This window comes from Fibrisoma montanum, from assembly GCF_003583365.1.
Taxonomy (GTDB): Bacteria; Bacteroidota; Bacteroidia; order Cytophagales; family Spirosomataceae; genus Fibrisoma; species Fibrisoma montanum.
The window spans coordinates 813,852-838,748 of the sequence record NZ_QXED01000003.1; the positions used below are offsets into that span (position 1 = coordinate 813,852).

Genomic DNA, 24,897 nt, shown 5'->3' on the forward strand with positions numbered 1-24,897 from the left:
TTGATCTTAAGCAGCGTCCAATCGGTCTACAGGGGCGAACCTCCAGGCATTTACGATGCCAGGACAGAGCTGTTTTCAATGGGAGCCGGTCAGGCGTCACTCTGACAACAAGTTAAGCATTGAAGAGCCGGCCCGGCACAACCTCCGCATAATCCGGCTTGTACAACGGCTTCGTGAAGCATCTGTACCGGCTGTTCCGAGTTAAATACACCCCTGTAAGCTGTAGCGAGGGGCAATGACCGACGAGCACAAAAAAGGCCCGTAAAATCTTTTCGAAGCGATAAGGAATCTTTTCCCAAGACGTTTTCAGCATCGGTTCCACTGAATGCCAGGGCCCAATCCGGAGTAACGCTCGCAAAAGTTACCCCAGATTGGACCCTACGCAGTGTGGCTGCCTGCTTACCGGGAATTTATATGACTACCAACCACTTCGTATGCTACTTCTCCTTTTTCGTTAACTCGGGCTTGATAATAAACGCCATCGAGAACGTAGTACGTTTTCCCATCCAGTGAGACTTTGCCATACCCCTGCGGCAGCGAATCGACCCGCGCACCCACCGGCGGAGGAACCACCTTGTAGCCCAGCTGGCCGGCCGGCTTGACGTAATACGTCCCATAGTGGTAATAAAAAGGCGTTCCACCAATCTTGATGTTGACGAAACCCGCCGGCAGCGCCGGAACCAGTAAGCCGGCTGGTGGCGGTACCACGACAAACGTTCGGCCAACCGGTCGATACACGATGCCGTTCACATAGCGATACGAAACCCGCTGGTAGTGAATCACCGTTGCCGAGCGTGGCAGACTGGTTGTTCGATATCCCCACCGTGGATACGAAGCATATCGGTCATGCACAACTGTGACCTGATAGCTTGGCAGCGGTGACGCCATCATTGTTAATCCTTTTGCCGTAACGAGTACGATCAGCATCGCTACGGCTGCATTCAGACCAAATCGGTTCATAGTAAAAAAAGCTAAGTCCCTGATAAACTGGCCTGCCGTTCTGCCAATCAGCGGGCAGGCAGCTCAAAGGTTACTCGGCAAACGGCAATAGCAAAGTACTCCATAAGGGAAGCAGCCAAAACGGGTGGTGAGCCGGACGTAGTATGCGGTCAGGAACGAACAGGCAATTAACCCTATTCGCCCGCAAACGCCCGCCGAAGCACGGTCAGGGCTTTGGTGATGTGCGCTTCGACGGCTTTCAGGGAGATGTGCAGCTCGTCGGCGATGGTCTGGTACTTTTTACCTTCGAACCGGTTCATCAGGAATACCCGCTGCCGCTGCGGGGGCAACTGGCTGATAGCGGCCTCGACCCGGTTGTGCAGTTCGTCATACGCCATCAGTTCTTCCGGGGTCAGCCGTTCGGCAGAAGCGCTTTCGTAGTTTGTATCCGGCTCATAAAGAGAACTCAACCGCATATCCTGCCGCAGTTCGCGCTGGAGGTACTTTAACGACCGGTTCCGGACGGCCGCGTAGAGATAGGCCCGGTACGACGTAGTAATGTCGGCGTAGAGCTGTTTTTGCAGGAAAACATAAAACGTATCGCTGACGATGTCGCGGGCTACTTCGCGGGAATAAACGAACCGGATGGCGTGGCTGCACAGCGGACCGTAGTACTCCCGAAACAGCAGCGCTGCCCCCTGTTGAGGGTCCTGGTCAAACGCCCGGCGGATGAACTGCTCATCGTCAGTCAACAGGCGTCCCACCGGTTCCGCATCGGGCCGGACGGGTTGAGATGAGGCAGGCAGGGGAAACAACGAGTCAGCAGCCACCGGACAGTACTAAAGTTTTCCTTTTGGTGTAAGACCCGATTGGGACGGCTTACCCTACCTCAAGTTTCTGATTTTTTTGTAAATATTTCTCAATAAGGTTCTAAAAAAGAAACGTACTCGTTTTGCTTTTTTTTCTGACAAGAGGTAGGGTATTTGGTACAAGCCGGGTCTATCCGGTAACAGCACCTTACTCAATGGAACCTAATCAGGTGGGGGCCCATCAGGCCAAAACGCTTCTGTGGACTTTTTTTGCCGGGCAGGCAACGCCACTGCAAAAGCAGTTGCTGACCGACTGGCTACGGGACGAACAGAACCGGGAAATGTACTTTCAGGTTTTGCACGAATGGGAAAAGTCGAATCCACAGCTCATTCCCGATTCGGTCGGCGACTGGCATCGGCTGATGGACCGGCTCAACCAGTCCGGCCAGACCCCTACTCCCACAACCGAGGACAATGTCCGGCCTTTGGCCGATCATCGGAACAGCTTCCGTTGGTGGATGGCGGCTGCGGCCGTACTGCTGATCGGCTTCACCGGGTGGTGGCAGCAGGACGTACTGCTCTACCGGACGTATGCTACGGCCTACGGTGAAATCCGCCGGTTTGAACTCCCCGACGGCAGCCGCGTAACGCTCAACGCCAATTCTACGCTCCGGTTCCCTCGTTTCCTGGCGCTCCAGACCACCCGCGAAGCCCGGTTGCTGGGTGAAGCCGAATTTTCGGTTGTCCACACCGTCGATCATCGGCCGTTTCTGGTACATACCCCCGATCAGCTCGAAGTCCGGGTATTGGGTACCGAGTTTATCGTCTACAGCCGCAACCGGGGCAGCAAAGTGGTGCTGAACCGGGGAAAAGTTACGCTGCGCTCGCTGAAAACCCGGCAACCCGCGCTCACCATCCGGCCGGGCGATGTCGTGCTTGTTGACCGACGAGGCAGCTTCCGGCTGCAGACCGGCGAACCGCTGGCCAGCCATGGTGCCTGGAAAGAGCACCGTTTTGTCTTTAACCGCACCCCGCTGACTGACATTGCCCGGCAGATCCAGGAACGATTCGGCCTGAACGTACAGCTTGCAGATTCGGCCATTGCCACCCGGCAACTGTCGGGCAATTACCCCGCGCAGACCGCCGATGAAGTTCTGACCATGCTCACCCAGGTGTTGAACCTGCGGGCCGACCGACAGGGGGATGTGGTCCGCCTGTCGGCAGCCCCCTGACAACGAATAGAGTCTTTACTTCTGCATCTTTAAAACCCTATACCTCCCTATGACCCAACTGGTACGACCCATGCTATACCGGCTGCTGGGGCTGAGTTTGCTGCTCAGCTACCCGATGGTCCCTTACGGGCAAACGCTGGCTTACTACCGCTCCCAGGGTATTAAACCCAGCCAACCCGCCACCATGAAGCTGCGCGACGTGCTGCTCGACATGCAGAGTCGCTACGGTGTTAACATCGTTTTCGACGAAAAACTGATTGAAGGCATTGAGGTTAACACCCGACTGCTCAACCGCCCGATGAATCTGGCTAATCGGCTGCGTCTACTCCTCGAAGGTAATGGCCTGCACTACATCCAGACCCGAAAAGATACGTACCTGATTGTGTCGGACAAACCGGCGGTGAAGCAGCAAACCAATCCACTGTCCCCCGTTGATAACCGCCCGGAACCATCTCCCCTGTCGGCCTTTTCATCCGCTCCGCTCAACCTGAACGCACCTATAAGCCAGCCCCTCCAAACACTGCGGGTAGCCGTAAGCGGGCGCGTCATTGACGAAAATGGCACTGGGCTGCCAGGGGTTAACATCACCGAGCAGGGCACGACCAACGGCACAACAAGCGACAGCGAGGGACGCTACCGGCTCACCGTCGAAGGCCCGGCCAGCGTACTGACGTTCAGCTTTCTGGGGTACCAGTCGCAGACCCGTACCGTAGGCAGCAACACCGTTCTCAATGTCACCCTCCAGCCCGACGTCCGCTCATTGAATGAGGTGGTTGTGATCGGTTACGGCGAACGCCAGCGCAAAGACCTGACGGGGGCCGTGTCGGTCGTGGGGGCCGAAGACCTGGTGAAAGCCAAAGCGCTGAACCCTGAATTATCGATGCAGGGCCGGCTGCCGGGGGTGTTTGTATCGACGCCCGGCGGAGCGCCCAATGCCCGACCCGTGGTACGGATTCGTGGTGTCAATACGCTCGGCTTCAACGATCCGCTGTACGTCATCGATGGCGTTCCGGTAACCGAATACGGCAACGGAGCCCCGCAGTCGGGCAATACGGCACAGGCTACCGATATCCGTGGGTCAATCAATATTCTGAACCTGATTAACCCTAATGACATCGAGAGCATCTCGGTACTGAAAGACGCGTCGTCGGCGGCTATCTATGGGGTTCGGGCGGCCAACGGTGTGGTGCTTATCACCACTAAGCGGGGCAAAGTAGGCCGGCCGCGGGTTGAAGTGGCCGCGTCGCGCGGGGTGCAGAATTTACCGAATCGCTACAACGTGCTTGACCTGCCCGAGTACGTTGGGCTGGTGCGGGAAATGTACGCCAACAACCCCGCCCAAGCCAACAACCTGCCCGCCGTTTACCGCGAAGGAAACGCGGCTTATCTAGGTAATCTGCCCCAGCAGGACTGGCAATCGGCCATCATCAACCGGAACGCGGTGGTTGAGGACTACAGCGCTAAAATTTCGGGTGGTTCGGAATCTACAACGTATTACGTGTCGGCCGGATACGCCCGCACCGAGAGCCCCATTCAGCAGAATAACCTGAAACGCTACTCGTTAGCATTCAACATCACCAGTAAAGTAGGCCGGCTGATTGAGGTTGGCCTGACCAACCGCCTGAGCTACGTCGATGCGCTCGACAACAGCCAGACGGATTTGGCCTCGGCCTGGCGGTTTGCCCCCTGGCAGCCCATCTATGCCCTGGAAGGACGTCCGCAGTTTAATGGTATTGCGCAGGTAGTGAACCCCACGTTTAATCCAAATCCCAACTTCAACCCAACGCTCGTGTCGCTGGGGGGCGGACCGTTTACCATAACCAACAGCGGTCTGTTGTACGGTACGGCCACCCGAACCAACGTACTGGGTGCCTGGGATACCCGCCAGGCCACGTACAGCCTGCTGCGCAACATCGGGTCGGCGTATGTACAGCTTGAGCCAATCAAAGGGTTGAAAGTCAAGGGTACGTTAAGCGCCGACTGGTACCTGAACAACCGTGACGTCTGGCAGAGCGTGGATTATTACCGCTTTGCGTCGCCGTTCGTGAATACGTTCTCGTCGACGAACGGCACCTCGAAAGGGACGATAAACACCCGGCTGTCGCGCAACTACAACCTCGTCAAGGAGTTCGCCATCAACTATGCCCGTACGTTTGGCGGGCACTCGGTCGATCTGCTGGTTAACGCCATGGACCAGAAGTACGGTTACAATTTGACCTCAGCCAACAATAGCCAGATCAATTATTACAACCCCGAAGCGCTGGCGTTGCTGAATACACCCCCCTATTCAACCGGGCAGGTTATTCCCGAAAACAACGCCCTGCAGGGGTATCTGGGTCGCCTGAGTTATAACTTCAAGAGCAAGTACTACGTCGATGCCACCGTTCGGCGGGACGGTACTTCGCGCTTCGACCGCGACTACCGCTGGGGTACGTTCCCTTCGCTGGCCGTCGCCTGGCGCATCACGGCCGAGCCGTTCATGAAGCCGCTGTCGTGGCTGTCGGACCTGAAAATCCGGGCGGGTATTGGCGAAATCGGCAACCAGGAAACCACCCAGTTCGCCTTTGTGTCGCTGGTGAACTTCAACCCCGATTATGCCTACGGGTCGGGTGTGAACGGCGATGCGATTGGTGGCCTGCAGAACGGCATTCGTCTGGCCAACATCCCCGTGCGCAACCTGTCGTGGGAGCGGGTGCTGACGCAAAACATTGGCCTGGACGCTTCCCTGCTGGAGAACCGCATTACCGCTACGATCGAATATTACGACAAGAAAACATCGGGTATTCTGCAAACGGTAACCCTACCGGCCAGCGCGGGTATTGATGACGGTTCCGCCCCGCCCAACAACATCGCGTCGGTGCGCAACAGCGGGTTCGAGTTTCAGGTGACCTACAACGGCAAGGTGGGTAACGACCTTACCTATAACATCGGGGGAAACCTGACGACGGTAAACAACCGGGTAACGGGCCTGTACCGGGATCTGGCTTTCACCAGCGGTAACTTCCGCACCGAGATCGGCCAGTCGATTGGCTACATCTACGGTTACAAGTTTGGCGGTATCTTCCAGAACCAGGGTGAGATTGATGCCTACAAAGCGTCGAAACCCACTGGGGCCTCGGTGAAAGACGCCATCAACGGCGACCGGATGGTGCCGGGAGATGCCTACTTCCAGGATACGAACGGCGATGGTATAGTGAACGCCAACGACCGGGTGTTTCTGGGCCGCAACGTTAACAACCCCGGCTTCTTCTACGGGGTAAATCTGGGGGCCGCTTTTCGGGGCTTCGACCTGTCGATTTTCTTCCAGGGCGTAGGCGATGTGCAGAACATCAACACCGAACGGCAGGCGGGTATCAGCATGAACTCGGAGAACATCAACTACTGGACGGACGTACGCGACCGCTGGACGCCGACGAATCCCTCGAATACAATCCCCCGCGCCGTACAGGGCGATCCGTCCAGCAACAACCGCTTCTCAGACCGCTTCGTGGAGGACGCCAGTTTCATGCGCCTGAAAAATATGCAGGTGGGGTACACCCTACCCAAGTCGGTGCTGGGTAATACGCTGTCGAACGTACGGGTATACCTGACGGGTAACAACCTGCTGACGTTCACCAACTGGTCGGGCCTCGACCCCGAAAACGACGCCATTCCACCCGCCCGCGCCTGGATTCTGGGACTAAACGTCAACTTTTAAACCACCTGACCTAAGCCATGAAATCATTCCTATATTCTGCCGTGCTGGCGCTGACTCTGGCAATGGGCGCGTGCAATCCGGATAACCTGGAGGTGGCCCCGGGCAATCCTACTGAATCCAGTTTTTTTACGTCGGAGCTGGATTTTGAAGCCCTGATTCGGGGTGTTTACGCTAAACAGGTTGAGTTGTATGGCTACCGGGTTGGCGGCTACGTCCATGCGGTGCGGCACCTGCCCGGCGACGATATCACCACCACCGGCGCCAACCCGCTCGAAACCTTTGCCTCTTTGCAACCCAACGTAGGTACACTCACGAACTACTACACCACGCTTTACCGAATCATCTACCGGGCCAACACGGCGCTGGACAAGATCAATACGGTGGCCGACGGGGTCTACCTAACCCCAGGGCTGAAAGACCGGCACCGGGGCGAGGCTCTCTTTTTGCGGGGACTGTCGTACTTCTGGTTGGCCAATACGTTTGGGACATCACCCTTGCGAGTTGAGCGGCTGAACTCACTGGATCAGGTAGCGGCTCCGTCTGCGACAGAGGGGCAACTGCTCGACCAGGCCGTTAAGGATTTTACGGAAGCAGCCAGTCTGCTGCCCGAAGCCTGGGATGCACGCAATGCCGGACGGGCCACGAGCAATGCCGCCAACGGTATGCTGGGCAAGAGTCTGGTCTTTCGCGGAACAATCAACAAAACAGCGGCCGACTTTACGGCGGCCGTAGCGGCTTTCAGCAAAATCAGAAACCGCTCACTGGTGGCTAATTTCGCCGACAACTTTGCCGCCGACCGCGAGAACAATGCCGAATCGCTCTACGAATTTCAGGCGAGCCAGCCACCCAACACCGACAACGTATTCCTCTCCGACGACTTTGAGCCGGGTGGTGTCGGGACAACGTCGGGCTGGTGGGGCCTTTTTGAACCAAACAATTCGCTGCTGTTCGGAACGGCCCGGTTCATCGCCACCCGGAAGCTACTGGCGGCTTTCGACCCGGCCGATCCCCGGCGCGACCTGACCCTGAACCCGACTACCCGCGACATCCGCAAATACTGGACCCGCGACCAGAAGACATCAAACCCCGGCGCTTCGGCCAACAACGCCCGGATTCTGCGCTACGCCGATGTGCTGCTGCTTCAGGCCGAGGCCATTGTGCAGTCGGGCGGGGCGGTGGCCGATGCCATGGCGCTGGTCAATCAGGTCAGGACGCGGGCGCGGAACATGGTGCCGAACGGTACCGTACCGGCCAATCTGCCGACAACGCTTACGGCCGCTCAGGCCATGGACGCCATCCGGAACGAGCGCCTGCTCGAACTGGCGGGCGAAGAGTCACACCGGTGGTTCGACCTGCGCCGGTGGCATAAGGGCGGGCAGATTAACCTGTCGTCGGGGTTTGATTTCAGCTCCGACCAGCCCACGCTGTTAGGCTTTGACGCCAATAAACACCTGCTGTTCCCGATCCCGCTGGCCGAAACTGACAACAACCCCAACGTAAAGCAAAATCCGGGGTACTAACGCACGCGCTCAACCCGAACTTGCATTTACACGAACCTGATCGTTAAAGCCGAGCGTCCGGATGCTTTTACAAAATAGCAACGACAGAGCGGCTGCGAATCAGCCGCTCTTTATTTAACCAAGGCCTATGCAACGCTCCTTTTTCCGACACGGTACAGCCGCTTTCCTGTTGACAGGTCTGCTCATCTGGGTAATGCCTGCGCTGGCTCAGTGGCCGATTGGCATCCAACTGTCGAGCATGAAAGAGATCAAAGACGCCCGCACCATGATGGCGCAGCTTCGGGCGTGGGGCGTCACCGAACTGGAAGGCGGCTGGCCCCGCAACATGCCCGTCAGGGAGTACCGAAAACTGATGAAGGAACACGGCCTTCGGATGGTGGGCATTGGTGGCGATTTCAGGCTGTTGCAGGACAGCGTCGCCCTCCTGGCCGACCGGGCGAAACAGCTGGGCGCTAAGTACGTGGTCTGCTACTGGATTCCGCACGGCGAAACCTTCACCCAGGCTGATGCCGACAAAGCCATTGCGGTATTTACGCAGGCCGGACAGTATCTGCGCAAAAAAGGACTGACGCTTTGCTACCATAATCACGGCTACGAGTTCGTCGCCCACGGCAATGGCACGCTGTTCGATTACATGGCGGAGAAAATGCCCGCCGACGCGGTACAGTTCGAACTGGATCTGATCTGGGCTAAAAACACCCGCCAGACGGCCCGGCCGCAGGACCCCATCGCCCTGTTGAAGAAATACACCGGTCGCTTTCCACTGGTACACCTCAAAGACCGGCGTCCCGGCACACCGTCCTCGCTGGAAAATCCGGCGCTGCGGCCGCATCAGGTGGCACTCGGACAAGGTGACCTTGGACTGAGCGCCTTTTTGCAGGAAGCGCGTCGCAATGGGGTTAAACACCTGTTTATTGAAGATGAATCGCTGCGGCCGATGGCGCAGGTTCCGCAGAGCATCGCTTTTTTGCGCGACTGGGAAGCCCACCGCGACGAAATCCGGCTGCTGGTTCGGGCCGACGACCTCGGGATGGCCCACAGCGCCAACCGGGCCTGTCTGGACGTACTGACCAACGGCATCGCCCGCTCGGTGGAAGTGATGGCCCCAACGGCCTGGCTGCCCGAAGCCTTAACCGAACTCGCCAGATTACCCAATGCCGATGTCGGTGTACACCTGGTCCTGACCAGCGAGTGGAACAACCTGAAATGGCGTCCGTTGACGGCTGCCCCCAGCCTGGTGGATTCGGCCGGTTATTTTTACACAACCACCTGGAAAGGCGCAACGCCGGGCGTATCACTGCTCGACCACCAGCCCGACATGGCCGAGGTTGAGCGCGAACTGCGGGCACAGATTGAACGGGTCCGGCAGGCGTTGCCCCGTCAGGTATCGCATTTGTCGGTTCACATGGCCTTCGACCGGTCGGACCTGCGTTTGCGGGAGGTAGTCGAGAAATTAGCCAATGAATACGGCTTACCTACGCTCGAACCATCAATGGCTGAGCCGTTTCCTAAATTCGCTGGTCAGAACGCCACCGACCCGGCCGAACGGGAACGGGCGTTTGTCGCAGCCCTGGACCAGCTCGGCCCCGGCACCTACATGCTGGTGACCCACCCTGCTTACAACACCGACGAGATACAGCCCATCGGCGGCAAACAGTCCATCGCCCCCGGCCGCGATGCCGATGCGGCCATGCTGAAAAGTCCGGTCGTGCAGGCGGCCATTCAGAACCGGGGCATCAAACTGGTCGGCTACCCATCACTGCTCGGTCCTCAACCCATCTCTCAGGTTTCTCAACAACGCTGATCCGGTATGCGCACAACCCGTTTGTTACATTCAATGCTTGCGAAGCTTTTGGCCGGTACCGCTGCCCTGCTGGCAATCTTGCTGATATCGGGCCACGCCAGGCCGGGCCACGTCAGGCCGGGCCACGACTTTCGGCCTGACGTGGCCCGGCCGAACCGGCCGAATGTCGTGCTGATATTCATGGATGATCTGGGCTACGGCGACCTGTCGTGCTACGGGGCGCTGGGTTACCGAACGCCGAACCTCGACCGGCTGGCTGCCGAAGGAACGCGGTTTACCAACTTTCTGGTAGCCCAGCCCGTTTGCAGTGCGTCGCGGGCGGCCTTGCTGACCGGCTGCTACCCGAATCGACTAGGCATTAGTGGCGCCCTGAATCCAACCGCGCTGGTGGGTCTGCATCCGGAGGAAGAAACCATCGCTGAGCTGCTGAAAGAGCAGGGCTACCGCACGGGTATTTTCGGAAAATGGCACCTGGGTCACCGGCAGCCCTTCCTGCCGCTCCAACAGGGGTTCGACGAGTACCTGGGCATCCCCTACAGCAACGACATGTGGCCGCAGCACCCGAATCAGGCCAACCTGAAGTTTCCACCCCTACCCCTGATTGAGGGCAACCAGCCGGTGAAAACCCTGGCGTCGCTTACCGATCAGGACAGCCTCACTACGGCCCTGACCGAACGGGCGGTGTCGTTTGTCCGGCGCAACCGCCGGAACCCGTTTTTCCTGTACCTGCCCTTCCCGATGCCGCACGTACCCCTGGCCGTATCCGGCAAACACCGCAACAGCAGCGGAGCCGGGCTCTACGCCGACGTAATCACGGAGGTCGACTGGGCCGTGGGGCAGATACTGGCGTCGCTGAAGCAGACCGGCGTGGAGAAAAACACCCTGGTCATTTTCACCAGCGACAACGGCCCGTGGCTCGCGTACGGCGAGCATGCCGGTTCGTCGGGCGGCCTGCGCGAGGGCAAGCAAACCACCTTCGAGGGCGGCAATCGGGTGCCCTGCATCGTCCGCTGGCCCGGCGAAGTCCCGGCTGGTCAGGTCAGCAATCAACTCCTCAGCACCCTCGACGTACTGCCAACGGTGGCCCGGCTGTGCGGAGCCCGGCTGCCGCGCCGACCTATCGACGGCATCGACGTACAGGCCGCCTGGCGGGGTACGGCGACCGAATCCCCCCGGCAGACGTTCCTCTACTATTTCCGCGAAAACAACCTCGAAGCCGTTCGGAAAGGTGACTGGAAACTGGTACTTGCCCACCCGGGGGTGTCGTACGAAGCCGGTAAACCCGGCCGGGACGGCAAACCCGGCCAAACGCCCGGCAACCACGCCTTCGAGGGGGCGCTGTACGACCTGCGGCACGACCCCGGGGAACGATACGACCGGCAGGCCATGCACCCCGATGTCGTCAGTGACCTTCAACAACTGGCCGAACAGGCCCGGGCCGATCTCGGCGACAACCTGCAGCAGCGACCCGGTTCGAACCGGCGCGCCCCCGGTACGGTCGCCAAAGCGGATTGATCGTTTTTCATACACTCAACCTGATCCAGCCATGCAGCGCCGTACGTTCCTCCAGCAAACGCTCGCAGCCCTGACCGCCACCGGCCTTGGCGTATCGCTCCTGAACGGAAAACGCGCGGGTGGTCTGTATAAACATATCGTTCTGCTCATCGGCGACGATCACGCCATGCGGGTCATGGGCTGTTACGGCAACAGGCGGGTTAACACCCCTAACCTCGACCGGCTGGCCCGGGAAGGGATGCGGTTTACCAACGCATTCTGTCAGTCACCGGTATGCAGCGCGTCGCGGCAGTCGTTCCTGACGGGCAACTACCCGCACCAAACCGGCGTAAACCTGCTGTTCACCCCGTTTTCTGACGAAAAGAACCTCACCGTGGCCGAGCACCTGAACGCTCAGCACTACCGCACGGCGGCCATCGGTAAGATGCACACCAACACCAATCTGCCGGCGGGCGTTCCGGCGCATGGGTTCGAGATCCGGAAAGATACCGCCGAGTACACCAAGTGGCTGAAAAGTAAAGGTGGGCCCAGGCCGGTTCCCGCAGACGTACCGGTACGTGACATGAGCAAAACCAAAGGATTTTCGGTGGAACAGTGGGTAAATCCCGGCGTTCGGCCCGAACCGTTGTACGATGCCGACGCACTCGATACGTACCTGACCAACGAAGCCATTGCTTTCCTGCAGGCGCAGCGAAGCAGTCCGTTCCTGCTCTTCGTGGGGTTTCATGCGCCCCACGCACCGATGAATTTTCCGGTGGAGTTTGCCGGCCGCTACCGGCCGGAGCAGATGATGCTGGGCAAAGCGGGCCCGGAAGACCTGCCCTGGACCCCGACCATCTTCCGGGGCCTGACCGACACCCAGAAACGGGAGATTGTCGCGGGCTACTACACCTGCGTCGACTACCTGGACAAAAACGTAGGACTGATCCTCAATGCCATCGACGACAACGGCCTGCGGGATGATACGCTCGTGGTGTACATCGCCGACCACGGTTACCTGCTCAACGATCATAACCGGTTCGAGAAGCACACGATGTGGGAACCGGCTGTGCGGTCTCCGCTGCTGGTTCGCGCCCCCGGCCTGACCAAAGCCGGGTCGGTGAGCAGCGAACTGGTTGAACTGGTCGATCTGGTGCCTACGTTCGTGGAAGCGGCCAGCGCACCGACGTTACCAACGCGGGGGAAGAGCCTGATCCCTTTGTTTAAAAACCCCAAAAAGAATCACCGCGACCAGGTGTTTTCGGAATACCTGGTCGACAATATGGCCATGCTCCGCACCGACGATCGCGATGGCGGCCCCTGGAAATACGTCTTTTCGACCAATCAGTACGATCTGGGTCTGGGCTACGAAATTGGCGATACGCGACCAGCCGGCTACGTCCACCGGCTCTATAACCTCCGGCGCGACCCCGACGAGCTGCATAACCTGGCCACCGATCCGGCCCAGCAGACACGGCTGCAAACCCTGCAGGCGCAGTTGATCGCCGTGTTCCGGGAAACGCACCCCGACGCGGCCCGGCTCCCGACCAACCTGACCACGGAGCAGACGCTGGCCTGGTTCTGTGAGCCCCGCGATCAGGTATCCGACCTGGAGAAACGCATCTTCCCGCATCCCAATCGTTATGAGAAAAAAAACCTGTAACGCTCGCTGGACCTTCCTGCCGATCACGCTGCTGGCCTGCTGGGCGGGCATTCCGGCCCCTTCCCTGACAGAAGCGCCCAACACCAGCCCGCCGAACATCGTGTACATCAACATGGACGATCTGGGGGTTGAGGAAACCGCCCCCTACGGTCACCCCCTTTTCAAAACGCCGAACCTCGACCGCATGACCGCCGAGGGGCTGAAATTTACTCAGCACTACGCCGGTACGTCGGTCTGCGCGCCCTCGCGCTGCGCCCTGATGACGGGGATGCACACCGGCCACTGCGAGGTGCGGGGAAATATCCAGATGCAGCCACACGGCCAGATGCCAATTTCGCCCGAAACGGTTACGGTCGCTGAGCGGCTCAAAGAAGCCGGCTACGAAACCGCGCTGGTCGGCAAGTGGGGCCTGGGCATTGAGGGAACCACCGGCGAACCGACCAGACAGGGATTCGACACCTATTTCGGCTACCTCGATCAGGTGCTGGCGCACAACAACTTCCCCGCGTATCTGGTACGCAACGGTCGGCGGGAAGAGCTGGGCAACGAAGTGATCTGGGAGCCTAAGACCGCGCTGTTCAAGGGACTGGGGAGCTTCACGCCGGAACCGAAAGTGTACAGCAACGACCTGTTCACCAAAGAAGGGCTTCAGTTCATTGCCCGCCCGCACAACAAGCCGTTCTACCTGTATCTGGCTTACACCCTGCCGCATAACAACGGCGAAGCGCCCAAAGACCAGCGGTTTCAATCGCCGACGCTGGCTCCCTACGAAAACGAACCGCCCGGTGGCCCGGCCTGGACGCTCCTCGAAAAGACGTATGCCGCTACCATCACCCGCATGGACGACTACGTGGGGCAGATCATGGATGCGCTCAAAAAACAAGGGCTCGACAAAAATACCCTGGTACTGTTCAGCAGCGACAACGGCTCGACCGAAGACATACCGCAGCGATTCGCCAAAACAAACCGGCTGCGGGGCATGAAGCGCAGTCCGTACGAAGGCGGTATCCGCGCTCCCCTGATTGCGTGGTGGCCCGGCAAGGTAAAACCGGGGGTGAGTGATCTGCCGTCGGCCCAGTGGGACTTTCTGGCCACCGCCTGCGATCTGGCCGGAGTGAAGCCTGCAACACCAACGGATGGGCTGTCAATGGTACCGACGCTGCTCAGCCGGGGACGGCAGACCAGACACGATCACCTGTACTGGGAGTTCCACGAACAGGGGGGCTGGCAGGCCGTTCGGCAGGGCAATCTGAAGCTGATTTACAAGGTAAAATCCGATCAGTATGAGCTTTATGACCTAAACCGCGACCCGGCCGAACAAACGAATCTTGTTGAGCAGCAGCCCGAAACCGTCAGCCGACTGAAAAGCCTGCTGGCGTCTGCCCGAACACCGTCAGCGCACTTCACTTTCGGTCGGAACGGGTAACGTTCCGCCAATCATTGACTGAACTGAACCATGACACTACAACTGAAGACACCACCCATTTCCAATACGTTCGACGCCATCGTGGTCGGGTCCGGCATCAGTGGCGGGTGGGCAGCCAAAGAATTGACCGAGAAGGGCCTGCGCGTGCTGATGCTCGAACGGGGCCGTCCGCTGGAACACATTACCGGCTACGAAACGGCCCTGAAAGCGCCCTGGGAGTTTCCCTATCGCGGCCGGACACCCCTCCCCGTCGACAAGACACCCCCCCAGTACCGGGTGCATACCCACAATGACCAGAACGCGCACTTCTGGTTCAACGACCACGATGCGCCCTACCGCGAAATTCAACCGTTCGACTGGCGACGACCTGACATTCTCGGGGGCAAATCGATCATGTGGGGTCGGCAAAGCTACCGCTGGGGCGACATTGACCTGGAAGCCAACGCCCGCGACGGTTTCGGCACCGACTGGCCGATCCGGTACAAAGACCTCGCCCCCTGGTACAGCTACGTGGAAAAATTCGCCGGTATTTCGGGCAGCAAAGCCGGACTGCCGCAGTTGCCCGACAGTGACTTCCTGCCCGCCATGCCGATGAACTGCGTGGAAGAGCACATCAGCCGGCAGTTGAAGCAGAAGATGAACCGGACGATGATGATCGGCCGTACCGCCAACCTCTCGCAGCCCAACGCGGTGCAGACGGCGATTGGCCGGGCGCCGTGTCAGTACCGGAATATGTGCAGCCGGGGCTGCCCCTACGGCGCTTACTTCAGCAGCCAGTCGGCTACGTTGCCCGCAGCCCGGAACACCAACCGGCTGACCGTCCGGACGCAGTCCATCGTATCGGAGGTGCTGTTCGACAAGGATCGCGGGCGGGCTACGGGCGTGCGGGTGGTAGACGCCGTTACGAAGCAGCCCACCGAGTATTTCGCGCGCATCATCTTCCTGAATGCGTCGACGGTGAGCACCAACGTCATCCTGCTTAACTCGGTATCCGACCGGTTTCCGAATGGCTTCGGGAACGACAGCGGAACGCTGGGCCGGTACGTGATGGACCACCATTTCCAGATCGGGGCCAGTGGCCGGGCCGAGGGGCTGGGTTTTGACGACAACTACTACTATGGCCGGCGCGCCAACGGCATTTACATTCCCCGCTACCGAAACATAGGCACCGACAAGCGGGAGTACGTCCGCGGCTTCGGCTACCAGGGTGGCGCATCGCGGTCGGGCTGGCAGCGGCTCGTTGCCGAAACGGCCGGTTTCGGGGCGGAACTGAAAGAAGAAGCCGCCAAACCCGGTCCGTGGACGATGGGACTGGTGGCCTTCGGCGAATGTTTGCCGTACGAGGACAACCGAATCACACTCGATCGTAACCGAACGGACAAATGGGGTCTGCCCACGGTGGTATTCGACGTAAAATTCCGGGAGAACGAAAAGCTCATGCGAAAGGATATGGCCAATGATGCCGCCGAGATGCTCGAAGCCGCCGGCCTGAAGCACGTCAATACGTACGACAACAACTCAGCACCCGGTCTCGCCATCCACGAAATGGGTGGCGTTCGCATGGGCCGCGACCCGAAAACGTCGATGCTCAATGCACACAACCAGCTCTGGGCCGCCAGGAATGTGTTCGTTACCGATGGCGCCAGCTTTGCGTCGACGGCCTGCCAGAATCCCTCGCTGACATTCATGGCGCTGACAGCCCGGGCCGCCGACTTTGCCGTTGCTGAACTGAAACGCAAGAACCTCTGACGTCTGTACAACACCTTACCCCGACACCTGTTCATGAAGCCCACCTTTCAGATTTGTATCACACTGCTCCTGACGGCAGTGCTCCCCCCTCTTTGCCAGGCGCAGGTGCAGGAACTGAATGTGCAGGGCCCGGCCACGACAGGCCGGGCCGCGACGGGCCGCGACAGGTCGGCCCCCCGCTATGCACCAACAGCCATAAAAGCGCAGTGGATCACCCACCCCGATCTGTCGGGCGGGGAGTCGGCGGTGGTGCTGTTTCGGCGGGTATTCGAACTGCCCCAGAAGCCGGAGCGCTTTGTGGTCAACGTCTCGGCCGACAACCATTACAAACTATTCGTGAACGGCAGGCAGGTGTGTCTGGGGCCGCAGCTTTCCGACATCCGGCACTGGCGCTACGAGACCGTTGACCTCGCGCCGTTGCTGCAGCCGGGGCGCAACGTACTGGCCGCTGAGGTGGTCAATTTTGGCCCCGACCGCTTTTTTGGTATGCAATCGTACAGGACGGCGTTTATTCTGAACACGCCCGAACCCGGAACGCCCGTCAATGTCAATACCACCGCCCAGACCGGCTGGCGGGTGCTGCACAACCGGGGCGTTACGCACAAACCCGTGCGGTGGCGGGTCCGGCCCGAAGATCGGGACATCATCGGTGGTTTCTATGCCGCCAACCCCACCGACAGCCTGAACACCGCAGCTTACCCCTGGGGTTGGGAGCAGCTTGCGTTCGATGATTCCGGCTGGAAACCGGCCGTCTTCTGCGAAGGCGTTTCCGCCTTAGGGGGTGGTTTTGCCTGGTTGCTCGAACCCCGGAACGTACCGTTGCAGACCCAGCGCCAGGAACGACTCGGCCGCGTCGCCACCGTGTCAGGGCTAACCACCAACGGAGCTTTTCTACAGGGGAATAACCCGCTGGTGATCCCGGCCAAGACCCGAACCACCCTGCTGATCGATCACGGTACGCTTACCATCGGGTACCCGCACCTTCACTTTTCCGGTGGGGCGGGCAGTACGGTACGAATCGGGTATGCCGAGAACCTGTTCATTCCGAATACGGCCCGGAAAGGCAACCGCAACCAGGTTGAAGGGCGTCAGTTTATCGGCATGCGGGACGTTATCGTGCCCGACGGCAGTACGGGCCGCGTGTTCCGCCCGACCTGGCTGCGCACGTTCCGGTTTATTCAACTGGACGTAACGACCGGTGATCAGCCGCTCACAATCAACGACCTGTACAACCTTTACACGGCATCGCCCATACCCGTTAAAGCCCGGTTCGCAACCGACCAGCCGGAATACGAACAGATTTTCAACATCTGCCGCCGAACCGTGGAGTTGTGTACGCAGGACTACTTCCTGAGCGACGCCTACTATGAAACCATGCAGTACCTCGGCGACAGCAAGGTTCACGACCTCACCTGGCTCGCCCTGACCGGCAACGATCTGCACGTACGCAACGCTCTAGAACAATTTCATTACTCCCGCCTTTGGGACGGCAACCTGACCAGTTGCTACCCGCTGCGGTCTACCTTCGTGCACCCAACCTACTCGGTAATCTGGATTGACATGCTCTACGATTACCTGATGCATTCGGGCGACAAAACCTTCATCCGCCAGTTCGTGCCGGGCATCCACCAGACACTGGCCATGTTCGATGGGCTAATGCAGCCGAACGGCCTGGCCGGCAACACCCGCTGGGCGTACTTTGTGGACTGGTACAGCGAGCCGGGAGCGAAGGGTGGTCTGGCACCCGGGCAGGACGGAGCCAACTCCGCCGTGGTGACGCTTCACTACGTGTACGCGCTTCAGAATGCCGCCCGCATCTTCGACCTGCTGGGCGAATCAGACGGGGCCATGCGTGGCCCGGCCAATCGTGGCCCGGCCGAAACGTACCGCCGACGCGCCGATCAGATCAGAAAACAGGTGTACAACCTTTGCTACGATACCGGTCGGGGGCTGATGGCCGAACGACCCACCCGCGATTATTTCGATCAGCACACCAACATCATGGCCGTACTGACCGACGCCCTCCCGGCTTCTCAGCAACTACCCGTGTTGCAGAAGATCCTGGCGGACACCAGTCTTGGGCAGGCTACGTATTACTACCGCATTTACCTGTTTGAAGCGCTGCACAAAGCCGCAGGATCGTCGCCCGGGGCCGGTGAGCTTTTCGACAAAGTGCTGCAACCCTGGAAAGCGGCTCTGGCCGATGGCTTGTCGACCACGCCCGAACGGTTTGAGTCACCGAATAAGCCGACGCGCTCAGAGTGCCACCCCTGGAGCACGGCCCCGGGCTACACGTTTTTCAGTACGCTGGCCGGCATCCGTCCGGCCGAGCCAGGGTTCCGGTCGATTCGGATGGAGCCCCGCTTTGGTGCCTTATCGCTTCTGGATGGTACTTATCCGCTGCCGATGGGCGAGATGGTGTTCCGGCTGGAAAAGAAAGGCCGGGGCCTGAGTGGGTCCATTGTACTGCCGGAAGGCGTGACTGGAACGCTGGTCTGGAGCGGAAAAACTATCCCGCTGAAACCGGGGCAGCAGACGATCAATACGCCGTAAGACTAAACACGGAAACAGATGCCTGACCGGGGTCTACGGTCGTTACGAGGAGAGATGCACGGAAGGGGATCAGACACCCCCTGATTCGGACCCATTGTTTTAAAAGAGCATACCGTTCCACATGCTGGATAAGGCCGGTAGGTGATAGTTTCAATCAAGCTGCTAACCCAGGATAACCCAATGAACGCCCGTTCGCTGCTAACCGTCGCTGTGTTACTCCCCCTTGGCTGGCGACCGAGCGGGGAGCCCCCTCAACCGCGTCCCAATATCCTGCTGATTCTGACCGACGACATGGGTTATGGCGACTACAGCCTGGCCGGAAATCCGCACCTGCACACGCCGAACCTCGACCGGCTGGCCCGGGAAGGGGTGCGATTTACGAACTTTTACGTCTCGCCCGTCTGCGCCCCCACCCGCGCCAGCCTGCTGACGGGTCGATACCACCAGCGGACGGGGGTTCGCAGCGTAACGAACGGCTTCGAAACGATAGCCCCGGACGAAACGACGCTGGCCGAAATCCTACACCGGGCCGGGTACCGCACCGGTTTATTCGGGAAGTGGCACCTCGGCGAAAACTACCCCAGCCTGCCCAATGCCCAGGGATTCGGGACGTACATTGGCTTCCGAACGGGCCATTTCGACCACTACGTCAACCCTACCCTCGAACGCAATGGGCAGCCCTACCCCACGCAGGGCTACATCACCGACGTACTGACCGACGAGGCCATCCGCTTCGTAGATCAGGCGGAGGGCGGTAAGCCGTTTTTCTGCTATCTGCCCTACAACGCCCCTCACACCCCCCTCGACGTTGCCGACCGCTACGTGCAGGCGTTTCGGGCAAAGGGCCTGTCCGACAACGTAGCCCGGGTGTACGGCATGATCAAAAATCTCGACGAAAATGTAGGGCGATTACTGGCTCATCTGGACCAGCGGGATCTGACCAGCAACACCATTGTCATTTTCCTGAGCGACAACGGGCCGATCTGGCGCACTAACCGCCCCGACGACGTCCGCTACAATGCCGGACTGCGGGATAAAAAATTCTCGGTATACGAAGGTGGTATTCGAACGCAGTGCTTTGTGCGCTGGCCCGGACATATTTCCGCAAACAGAGCTGAGGAAGCCGTCGCGGCTCATATCGACCTGCTGCCGACCCTGCTTGATCTCGGTGGCATCGCGCAGCCGAAACCGGTGGCCATGGATGGACGCAGTCTGCGCCCGCTGCTGGAAGCCTCTCCACAAGCGTGGCCGGAGCGGACGTTGTATCTGAACTACGCCCTGAAAACCCTGCACGAGCCGGCCCCCTACCCCGGTGGCATGGCCCGTACGCAGCGGTATAAAATGGTGAACGGAACCGAACTGTACGACCTGCAGGCCGACCCGGCCGAAGCCCGCAACGTGGCCGACCAGCACCCGGCCCTGTTGCACCGTCTGGACAGTCTGTACCGGCAATGGTGGCAGCAGACACACGCTCAGCGTGGCTTCCGGCGGCTGCCGATTCCGGTGGGGTACGCCGAGGCCAATCCGGTTACCCTCACGCCCCACCTCGGTCGGGCGCGGGGCGGTTTGAGGTACCTTGGCGACCGGGGGATTATCGACGGCAAGCGTGTCATTGGGCCGCACCCCGAAGGCGTAGACGGCGACTGGCTGTCGGGCTGGACATCATCGCAGGATGAAGTATACTGGAACCTGGCGATAACCCGTCCGGGTACGTACGACGTGGCCCTGACGTTGCGGGCACAGACGGATACTTCCGACCCGGTAGTGCAGGTGCGCGTAGGTAACAGGTCGGTAGAGAAGTCCCTCGCGACGCTGAAACCGGGCGAATGGTCACCCCGCTTGCTAGGTCGGCTGACCCTGAACGCGGGGCCCGCTACCCTGACCGTTCGGGCGACGAATCGAACCGGTGGTGACCCGATAGACTTGAAAAACGTACAGCTTTACCGACTGAAATGATAACAGTGCTTCCGGCCACAGTGAGCCTCCCACAAACCCTTACGCATACGACATGAACTACCTGAAAACCACCCTTTTTCTTTGTCTGACCGTTGGTTGTTTCTACAACGCATCGGGACAGCGCCAGCCCCGGAAACCCAACATCATCTTTATTCTGGCCGACGACCTGGGTTACGGGGATCTGGGCTGTTATCGGAACGCCGGAGCAGGCCAGTCCGTTATTCAGACACCTAACCTCGACCGGATGGCGCAGGAGGGTATGCGGTTTACGCAGCATTACGCCGGCAGTACCGTTTGCGCCCCCTCGCGCTGCGCCCTCATGACGGGGCTGCATACCGGCCATACCCGCATCCGGGGCAACGCCCGCGTTCCGTTGCAACCGAACGACAAAACAGTTGCTGAATACCTCAAAGAGGCCGGTTATACGACTGCACTCATCGGCAAGTGGGGCCTGGGCGAAGAGGGCTCCACGGGCACTCCGCGCCAGCAGGGTTTCGACTATTTCTATGGCTACCTGAATCAGACCCACGCGCATAATCACTACCCCGATTTCCTCTGGCGCAACGAGGCAAAAGTTCAGCTTCCCAATGAGGTCATTTACGTAGAAAACGGCGGGGTGAAAGGCATTGGATCAGCAGCTACCAAACGGGTGGCCTGGACGCAGGATCTGTTTACCAACGAAGCCCTGCAGTTTATCGAACAGTCGAAGCAGGGGCCGTTTTATCTGTATCTGAGCTACGTATCGCCCCACGCCAACAACGAACATAAACTCGTTGCGCCCCACGGCATCGAGGTCCCCGACTACGGCCCCTATGCAAACCAGAACTTCCCGGAGGTAGAGAAAGCGTTTGCCGCGAGCATCACCTACCTGGATGCGCACGTGGGTAAAGTGCTCGACAAGCTACGCGAGCTGAAGCTGGACGACAACACACTGGTGATTTTTACCAGCGACAACGGGCCGCACGCGGAGGGGGGTAATGATCCGGCTTATTTTGCCAGCAACGGCGGTCTGCGCGGCATAAAACGCGATTTGTACGAGGGTGGCATCCGGGTGCCCATGCTGGCCCGATGGCCGGGCGCCATTAAAGCCGGCACCCTCAGCAACCATGTTTCGGCTTTCTGGGACTTCCTGCCAACGGTCTGCGAAGTGGCCGGAGTGCCCGCACCGAGCACAACCGATGGCCTTTCGTACCTGCCGACGCTGCTAAGCCGGGGTAAGCAGCCGACGCATCCCTACCTCTACTGGGAATTTCACGAGCAGGGACGCAAGCAGGCCGTTCGGCAGGGCAATTACAAACTGGTTTACCTGCTGAAAGACAACAAACTGGAGTTGTATGACCTGAACCGCGACCCGACCGAACAGCACAACCTCGCCGACCGTAGTCCGGCAGTCGTTGCCCGACTGAAACCGATTCTGGAGCAGGCCCGTGTTCCATCCACTGATTTTCCGTTTACCCAATAAGCCGCCGATTATGCTGTTTCGCCATCGTTTCCTGCTCGTATTAGTAACCACAGCCGCCCTAGTGTCCGGCTGGGCCGTAGAGAAAGCTCCGGCACCCGAGCGCCCAAATATCCTCTGGATTTCGTGCGAAGATATGTCGCCCCGGCTGGGCTGCTACGGCGATACGACCATCCCGACACCCAACATCGACCGGCTCGCCCGCGAAGGCATACGGTTCAGCAACGCGTTCTGCACAGCGGGGGTCTGCGCCCCGAGCCGCAACGCCATCATTACGGGTATGTACCAGACCAGCACGGGCGGCCACAACATGCGGACGCTTTACGATACGTATCCGGCCAAAACCGGCCTGCCGAAGGAGTACTCGGTCGTGATGGCCCCGGACGTAAAAGCGTTCCCGGAGTTTCTGCGGGCTACGGGTTATTACACCAGCAACAACGTTAAAACCGACTACCAGTTCGAAGCCCCGCCGACGGTCTGGGATGAGGTCAGTACCAAAGCGCACTGGAAAAACCGTCCCGAAAACCAGCCGTTCTTTTCCATATTCAACAACACCGTCACGCACGAATCGCAGGTGTGGCAGCGCAAAGACCTGCCCCTGCGGGTCGATCCGGCCCGTATCAGCGTACCGCCCTACTACCCGGACACCAAGACCGTTCGGCAGGATATGGCCCGGTTCTACAGCAACATCCGCGACATGGACGATTGGGTAGGTGGTATTCTGAAACAACTGGAAGACGATGGCCTGCTCGATAAAACCATTATTTTCTTCTGGTCGGATCACGGCGACGGGCTGCCGTTCGTAAAGCGCGAAATCTACGACCGGGGCCTGCGGGTTCCGCTGATCGTACGATTTCCGGACGGGCGTTTTGCCGGTACGACCCGCGACGAACTGATCTCAATGATCGATCTGGCCCCGACCGTCCTGACCCTGGCGGGTACGGCTCCGCCTGCCTACATGCAGGGCCGGGCATTTCTTGATCCCAAAACCGGTCGACGACCCGCCGGAGTTCAGCCCCGGCGGTACGTATTCGGTGCCCGCGACCGGCTCGACTCAGAATACGACCGCGTTCGGACCGTTCACGATGGGCGTTACCAGTACGTGCGGAACTTCTACCCCGACCGTCCGCTGTACATGGACATCGCCTACCGGAAGCAGCAGCCGATGATGGCCGAACTGCTGCAACTCCGCGACGCGGGTAAACTCAATTCAACCCAGATGCGGTGGTTTCAAACGACCAAGCCAGTAGACGAACTCTACGACCTGACCACCGACCGGTCCGAACTGACCAATCTGGCCGACAATCCGGCGTACGGGGGTCATCTGAAACGACTGCGGAAGGAGCTGGACAAATGGCTAAACGAAACCAACGATCTCGGCAAACTTCCCGAAAAAGAACTGGTGCGGCAGATGTGGCAGGGGGCCGACAAACCACCCGTTACGGCGACACCGCAGGTAGCCCGGTCGGGCGACCGGCTCACCCTGAGCTGTTCGACACCGGGCGCGTCCATTGCTTACCGAATCGGAGACAGCAAGAGCTGGCGGGTGTACACGACCCCGATCACAATGCCAAAAGATCAGGTCCTGACGGTCATGGCCATGCGCATCGGGTACACAAAAAGTCCGGAAGTACCGGTCATGCCCTAGGTAACTACCCAACGCATGCCTGACGGGTAACCACCGAAAGCGGTAACGCGATGCCGGGGCCCTGGCAGAGACAGTTGGGTCCTGGACGGCATGCGGATATTTCCCCGGGTATGTCGTATTTTGCACCCGGATAAGCGGCCGGACGTTGGTTGTCAGGCTGAGCCACATAGGCCGGGCCGCTCCGTTTGCTTCATGACTGTTTTGCTCGTTAAAGTGACCCTGATGCCCCTGGTGATCGGTCTGATTACTCTTTCCAGCCGGAAATGGGGCCATCGGATTGGGGGCATGGTTGCCAGTTTGCCGTGGGTCGCGGGACCGATTCTGCTGTTTTTTATTCTGGAACAGGGGAAAACCTTTGGCATTCGGTCTGTACAGGGCATCCTGATGGGAATCGTGTCCTGGACAACCTTCTGCTACAGTTACGCGCTGCTGTCGCGTCGGTTTCACTGGTTGCCCACCGTCCTGATCTCGTATGGGGTGTACGTAGCCATTGCCTGGGTCTTCACCTTCTTCACCCTCAATCTGTTTGCTACCTACGGCATTGCCCTTGGCTGTGCCCTGCTTGCGCTGCGGCTTTTTCCCAAACCCGCAGCGCAGACGATCCAACCCCGACGGCTACCGTTCGATGTGCCCATCCGGATGGTGGTCGCTACGTTGTTTGTGGTAGTAGTTACCTGGCTGGCTAACGTACTCGGCCCCGCCTGGAGCGGCATCCTGACGCCTTTCCCCATCATTACGTCTATACTGGCCATTTTTACGCATTACCTGCAGGGCAGTACGGCCACGATCCTGATTCTGCGCGGTTTGCTGATTGGCGTGCTGGGGTTCACTACGTTCTTTTTTCTGCAGGCGTTTCTGCTGCCACACTTTTCAGTGGGCGCGTCGTTTTGTCTGGCGCTCGTGGTCAATCTGCTGATCAATATCATTTCCCTTCGCCTGGTTAATTAA

Annotated in this window: 15 protein-coding genes; 13 read left to right on the top strand and 2 right to left on the bottom strand. The window is 59.4% G+C overall.

Annotation, left to right across the window (positions count from 1 at the left end; genetic code table 11):
* Positions 1-399 precede the first annotated feature (399 nt).
* Both DYU11_RS13390 and DYU11_RS13395 read right to left on the bottom strand, forming a co-directional pair.
* Entirely contained in the window at positions 400-960 is a 561-nt protein-coding gene (locus tag DYU11_RS13390; protein ID WP_119668166.1) for a DUF6515 family protein, read from the bottom strand.
* 173 nt (positions 961-1,133) lie between these two features.
* Positions 1,134-1,769 carry an RNA polymerase sigma-70 factor gene (locus DYU11_RS13395; RefSeq protein WP_229365817.1) on the bottom strand — a complete coding sequence of 212 codons (636 nt, stop codon included), beginning with the start codon at positions 1,767-1,769 and terminating at the stop codon, positions 1,134-1,136.
* Positions 1,770-1,963: 194 nt separating this feature from the next.
* Between DYU11_RS13395 and DYU11_RS13400 the strand changes: the two genes are divergently transcribed.
* From DYU11_RS13400 to DYU11_RS13460, 13 genes are all read left to right on the top strand, one after another.
* On the top strand, positions 1,964-2,980 hold the full coding sequence (locus DYU11_RS13400) for a FecR family protein (protein ID WP_119668168.1): 1,017 nt from the start codon (positions 1,964-1,966) through the stop codon (positions 2,978-2,980).
* A 49-nt stretch (positions 2,981-3,029) separates the two neighbouring features.
* Positions 3,030-6,677, top strand: a complete 3,648-nt coding sequence (locus tag DYU11_RS13405; protein WP_119668169.1) for a SusC/RagA family TonB-linked outer membrane protein — start codon at positions 3,030-3,032, stop codon at positions 6,675-6,677.
* 17 nt (positions 6,678-6,694) lie between these two features.
* The gene (locus tag DYU11_RS13410) at positions 6,695-8,197 is read left to right on the top strand and encodes a RagB/SusD family nutrient uptake outer membrane protein (protein ID WP_119668170.1); all 1,503 of its coding nucleotides are present in this window, start codon (positions 6,695-6,697) and stop codon (positions 8,195-8,197) included.
* 127 nt (positions 8,198-8,324) lie between these two features.
* Complete coding sequence (locus DYU11_RS33225) at positions 8,325-10,001, top strand: ChbG/HpnK family deacetylase (protein WP_158600283.1); 1,677 nt, start codon at positions 8,325-8,327, stop codon at positions 9,999-10,001.
* A 33-nt stretch (positions 10,002-10,034) separates the two neighbouring features.
* Entirely contained in the window at positions 10,035-11,516 is a 1,482-nt protein-coding gene (locus tag DYU11_RS13420; protein ID WP_229365818.1) for a sulfatase family protein, read from the top strand.
* Positions 11,517-11,547: 31 nt separating this feature from the next.
* Entirely contained in the window at positions 11,548-13,158 is a 1,611-nt protein-coding gene (locus DYU11_RS13425) for a sulfatase family protein (protein ID WP_158600284.1), read from the top strand.
* Positions 13,139-14,584 carry an arylsulfatase gene (locus DYU11_RS13430; RefSeq protein ID WP_119668173.1) on the top strand — a complete coding sequence of 482 codons (1,446 nt, stop codon included), beginning with the start codon at positions 13,139-13,141 and terminating at the stop codon, positions 14,582-14,584. The genes DYU11_RS13425 and DYU11_RS13430 overlap by 20 nt, the downstream gene beginning before the upstream one ends.
* Positions 14,585-14,614: 30 nt before the next feature.
* A complete protein-coding gene (locus tag DYU11_RS13435; RefSeq protein ID WP_119668174.1) occupies positions 14,615-16,333 on the top strand; it encodes a GMC oxidoreductase in 1,719 nt (572 codons plus the stop codon).
* Positions 16,334-16,366: 33 nt separating this feature from the next.
* Complete coding sequence (locus DYU11_RS13440; RefSeq protein WP_119668175.1) at positions 16,367-18,886, top strand: alpha-L-rhamnosidase-related protein; 2,520 nt, start codon at positions 16,367-16,369, stop codon at positions 18,884-18,886.
* A gap of 180 nt (positions 18,887-19,066) precedes the next feature.
* Positions 19,067-20,842 (top strand): arylsulfatase, encoded by a 1,776-nt coding sequence (locus tag DYU11_RS13445; RefSeq protein WP_119668176.1) that lies wholly within the window; start codon positions 19,067-19,069, stop codon positions 20,840-20,842.
* A gap of 52 nt (positions 20,843-20,894) precedes the next feature.
* On the top strand, positions 20,895-22,304 hold the full coding sequence (locus DYU11_RS13450) for an arylsulfatase (protein WP_119668177.1): 1,410 nt from the start codon (positions 20,895-20,897) through the stop codon (positions 22,302-22,304).
* Positions 22,305-22,314: 10 nt separating this feature from the next.
* Positions 22,315-23,949 carry a sulfatase family protein gene (locus DYU11_RS13455; protein ID WP_119668178.1) on the top strand — a complete coding sequence of 545 codons (1,635 nt, stop codon included), beginning with the start codon at positions 22,315-22,317 and terminating at the stop codon, positions 23,947-23,949.
* A 192-nt stretch (positions 23,950-24,141) separates the two neighbouring features.
* Positions 24,142-24,897, top strand: coding sequence for a hypothetical protein (locus tag DYU11_RS13460; RefSeq protein WP_119668179.1), 756 nt, complete (start codon positions 24,142-24,144; stop codon positions 24,895-24,897).

Bases quoted from the DNA above. Each gene is read 5' to 3' on its own strand.
- DYU11_RS13440 (WP_119668175.1), top strand. From the start codon at position 16,367: ATGAAGCCCACCTTTCAGATTTGTATCACACTGCTCCTGACGGCAGTG.
- DYU11_RS13435 (WP_119668174.1), top strand. From the start codon at position 14,615: ATGACACTACAACTGAAGACACCACCCATTTCCAATACGTTCGACGCC.
- DYU11_RS13425 (WP_158600284.1), top strand. From the start codon at position 11,548: ATGCAGCGCCGTACGTTCCTCCAGCAAACGCTCGCAGCCCTGACCGCC.
- DYU11_RS13405 (WP_119668169.1), top strand. From the start codon at position 3,030: ATGACCCAACTGGTACGACCCATGCTATACCGGCTGCTGGGGCTGAGT.
- DYU11_RS13420 (WP_229365818.1), top strand. From the start codon at position 10,035: ATGCTTGCGAAGCTTTTGGCCGGTACCGCTGCCCTGCTGGCAATCTTG.
- DYU11_RS13390 (WP_119668166.1), bottom strand. From the start codon at position 960: ATGAACCGATTTGGTCTGAATGCAGCCGTAGCGATGCTGATCGTACTC.
- DYU11_RS13455 (WP_119668178.1), top strand. From the start codon at position 22,315: ATGCTGTTTCGCCATCGTTTCCTGCTCGTATTAGTAACCACAGCCGCC.
- DYU11_RS13430 (WP_119668173.1), top strand. From the start codon at position 13,139: ATGAGAAAAAAAACCTGTAACGCTCGCTGGACCTTCCTGCCGATCACG.
- DYU11_RS13445 (WP_119668176.1), top strand. From the start codon at position 19,067: ATGAACGCCCGTTCGCTGCTAACCGTCGCTGTGTTACTCCCCCTTGGC.
- DYU11_RS13400 (WP_119668168.1), top strand. From the start codon at position 1,964: ATGGAACCTAATCAGGTGGGGGCCCATCAGGCCAAAACGCTTCTGTGG.
- DYU11_RS13410 (WP_119668170.1), top strand. From the start codon at position 6,695: ATGAAATCATTCCTATATTCTGCCGTGCTGGCGCTGACTCTGGCAATG.
- DYU11_RS13450 (WP_119668177.1), top strand. From the start codon at position 20,895: ATGAACTACCTGAAAACCACCCTTTTTCTTTGTCTGACCGTTGGTTGT.
- DYU11_RS33225 (WP_158600283.1), top strand. From the start codon at position 8,325: ATGCAACGCTCCTTTTTCCGACACGGTACAGCCGCTTTCCTGTTGACA.
- DYU11_RS13460 (WP_119668179.1), top strand. From the start codon at position 24,142: ATGACTGTTTTGCTCGTTAAAGTGACCCTGATGCCCCTGGTGATCGGT.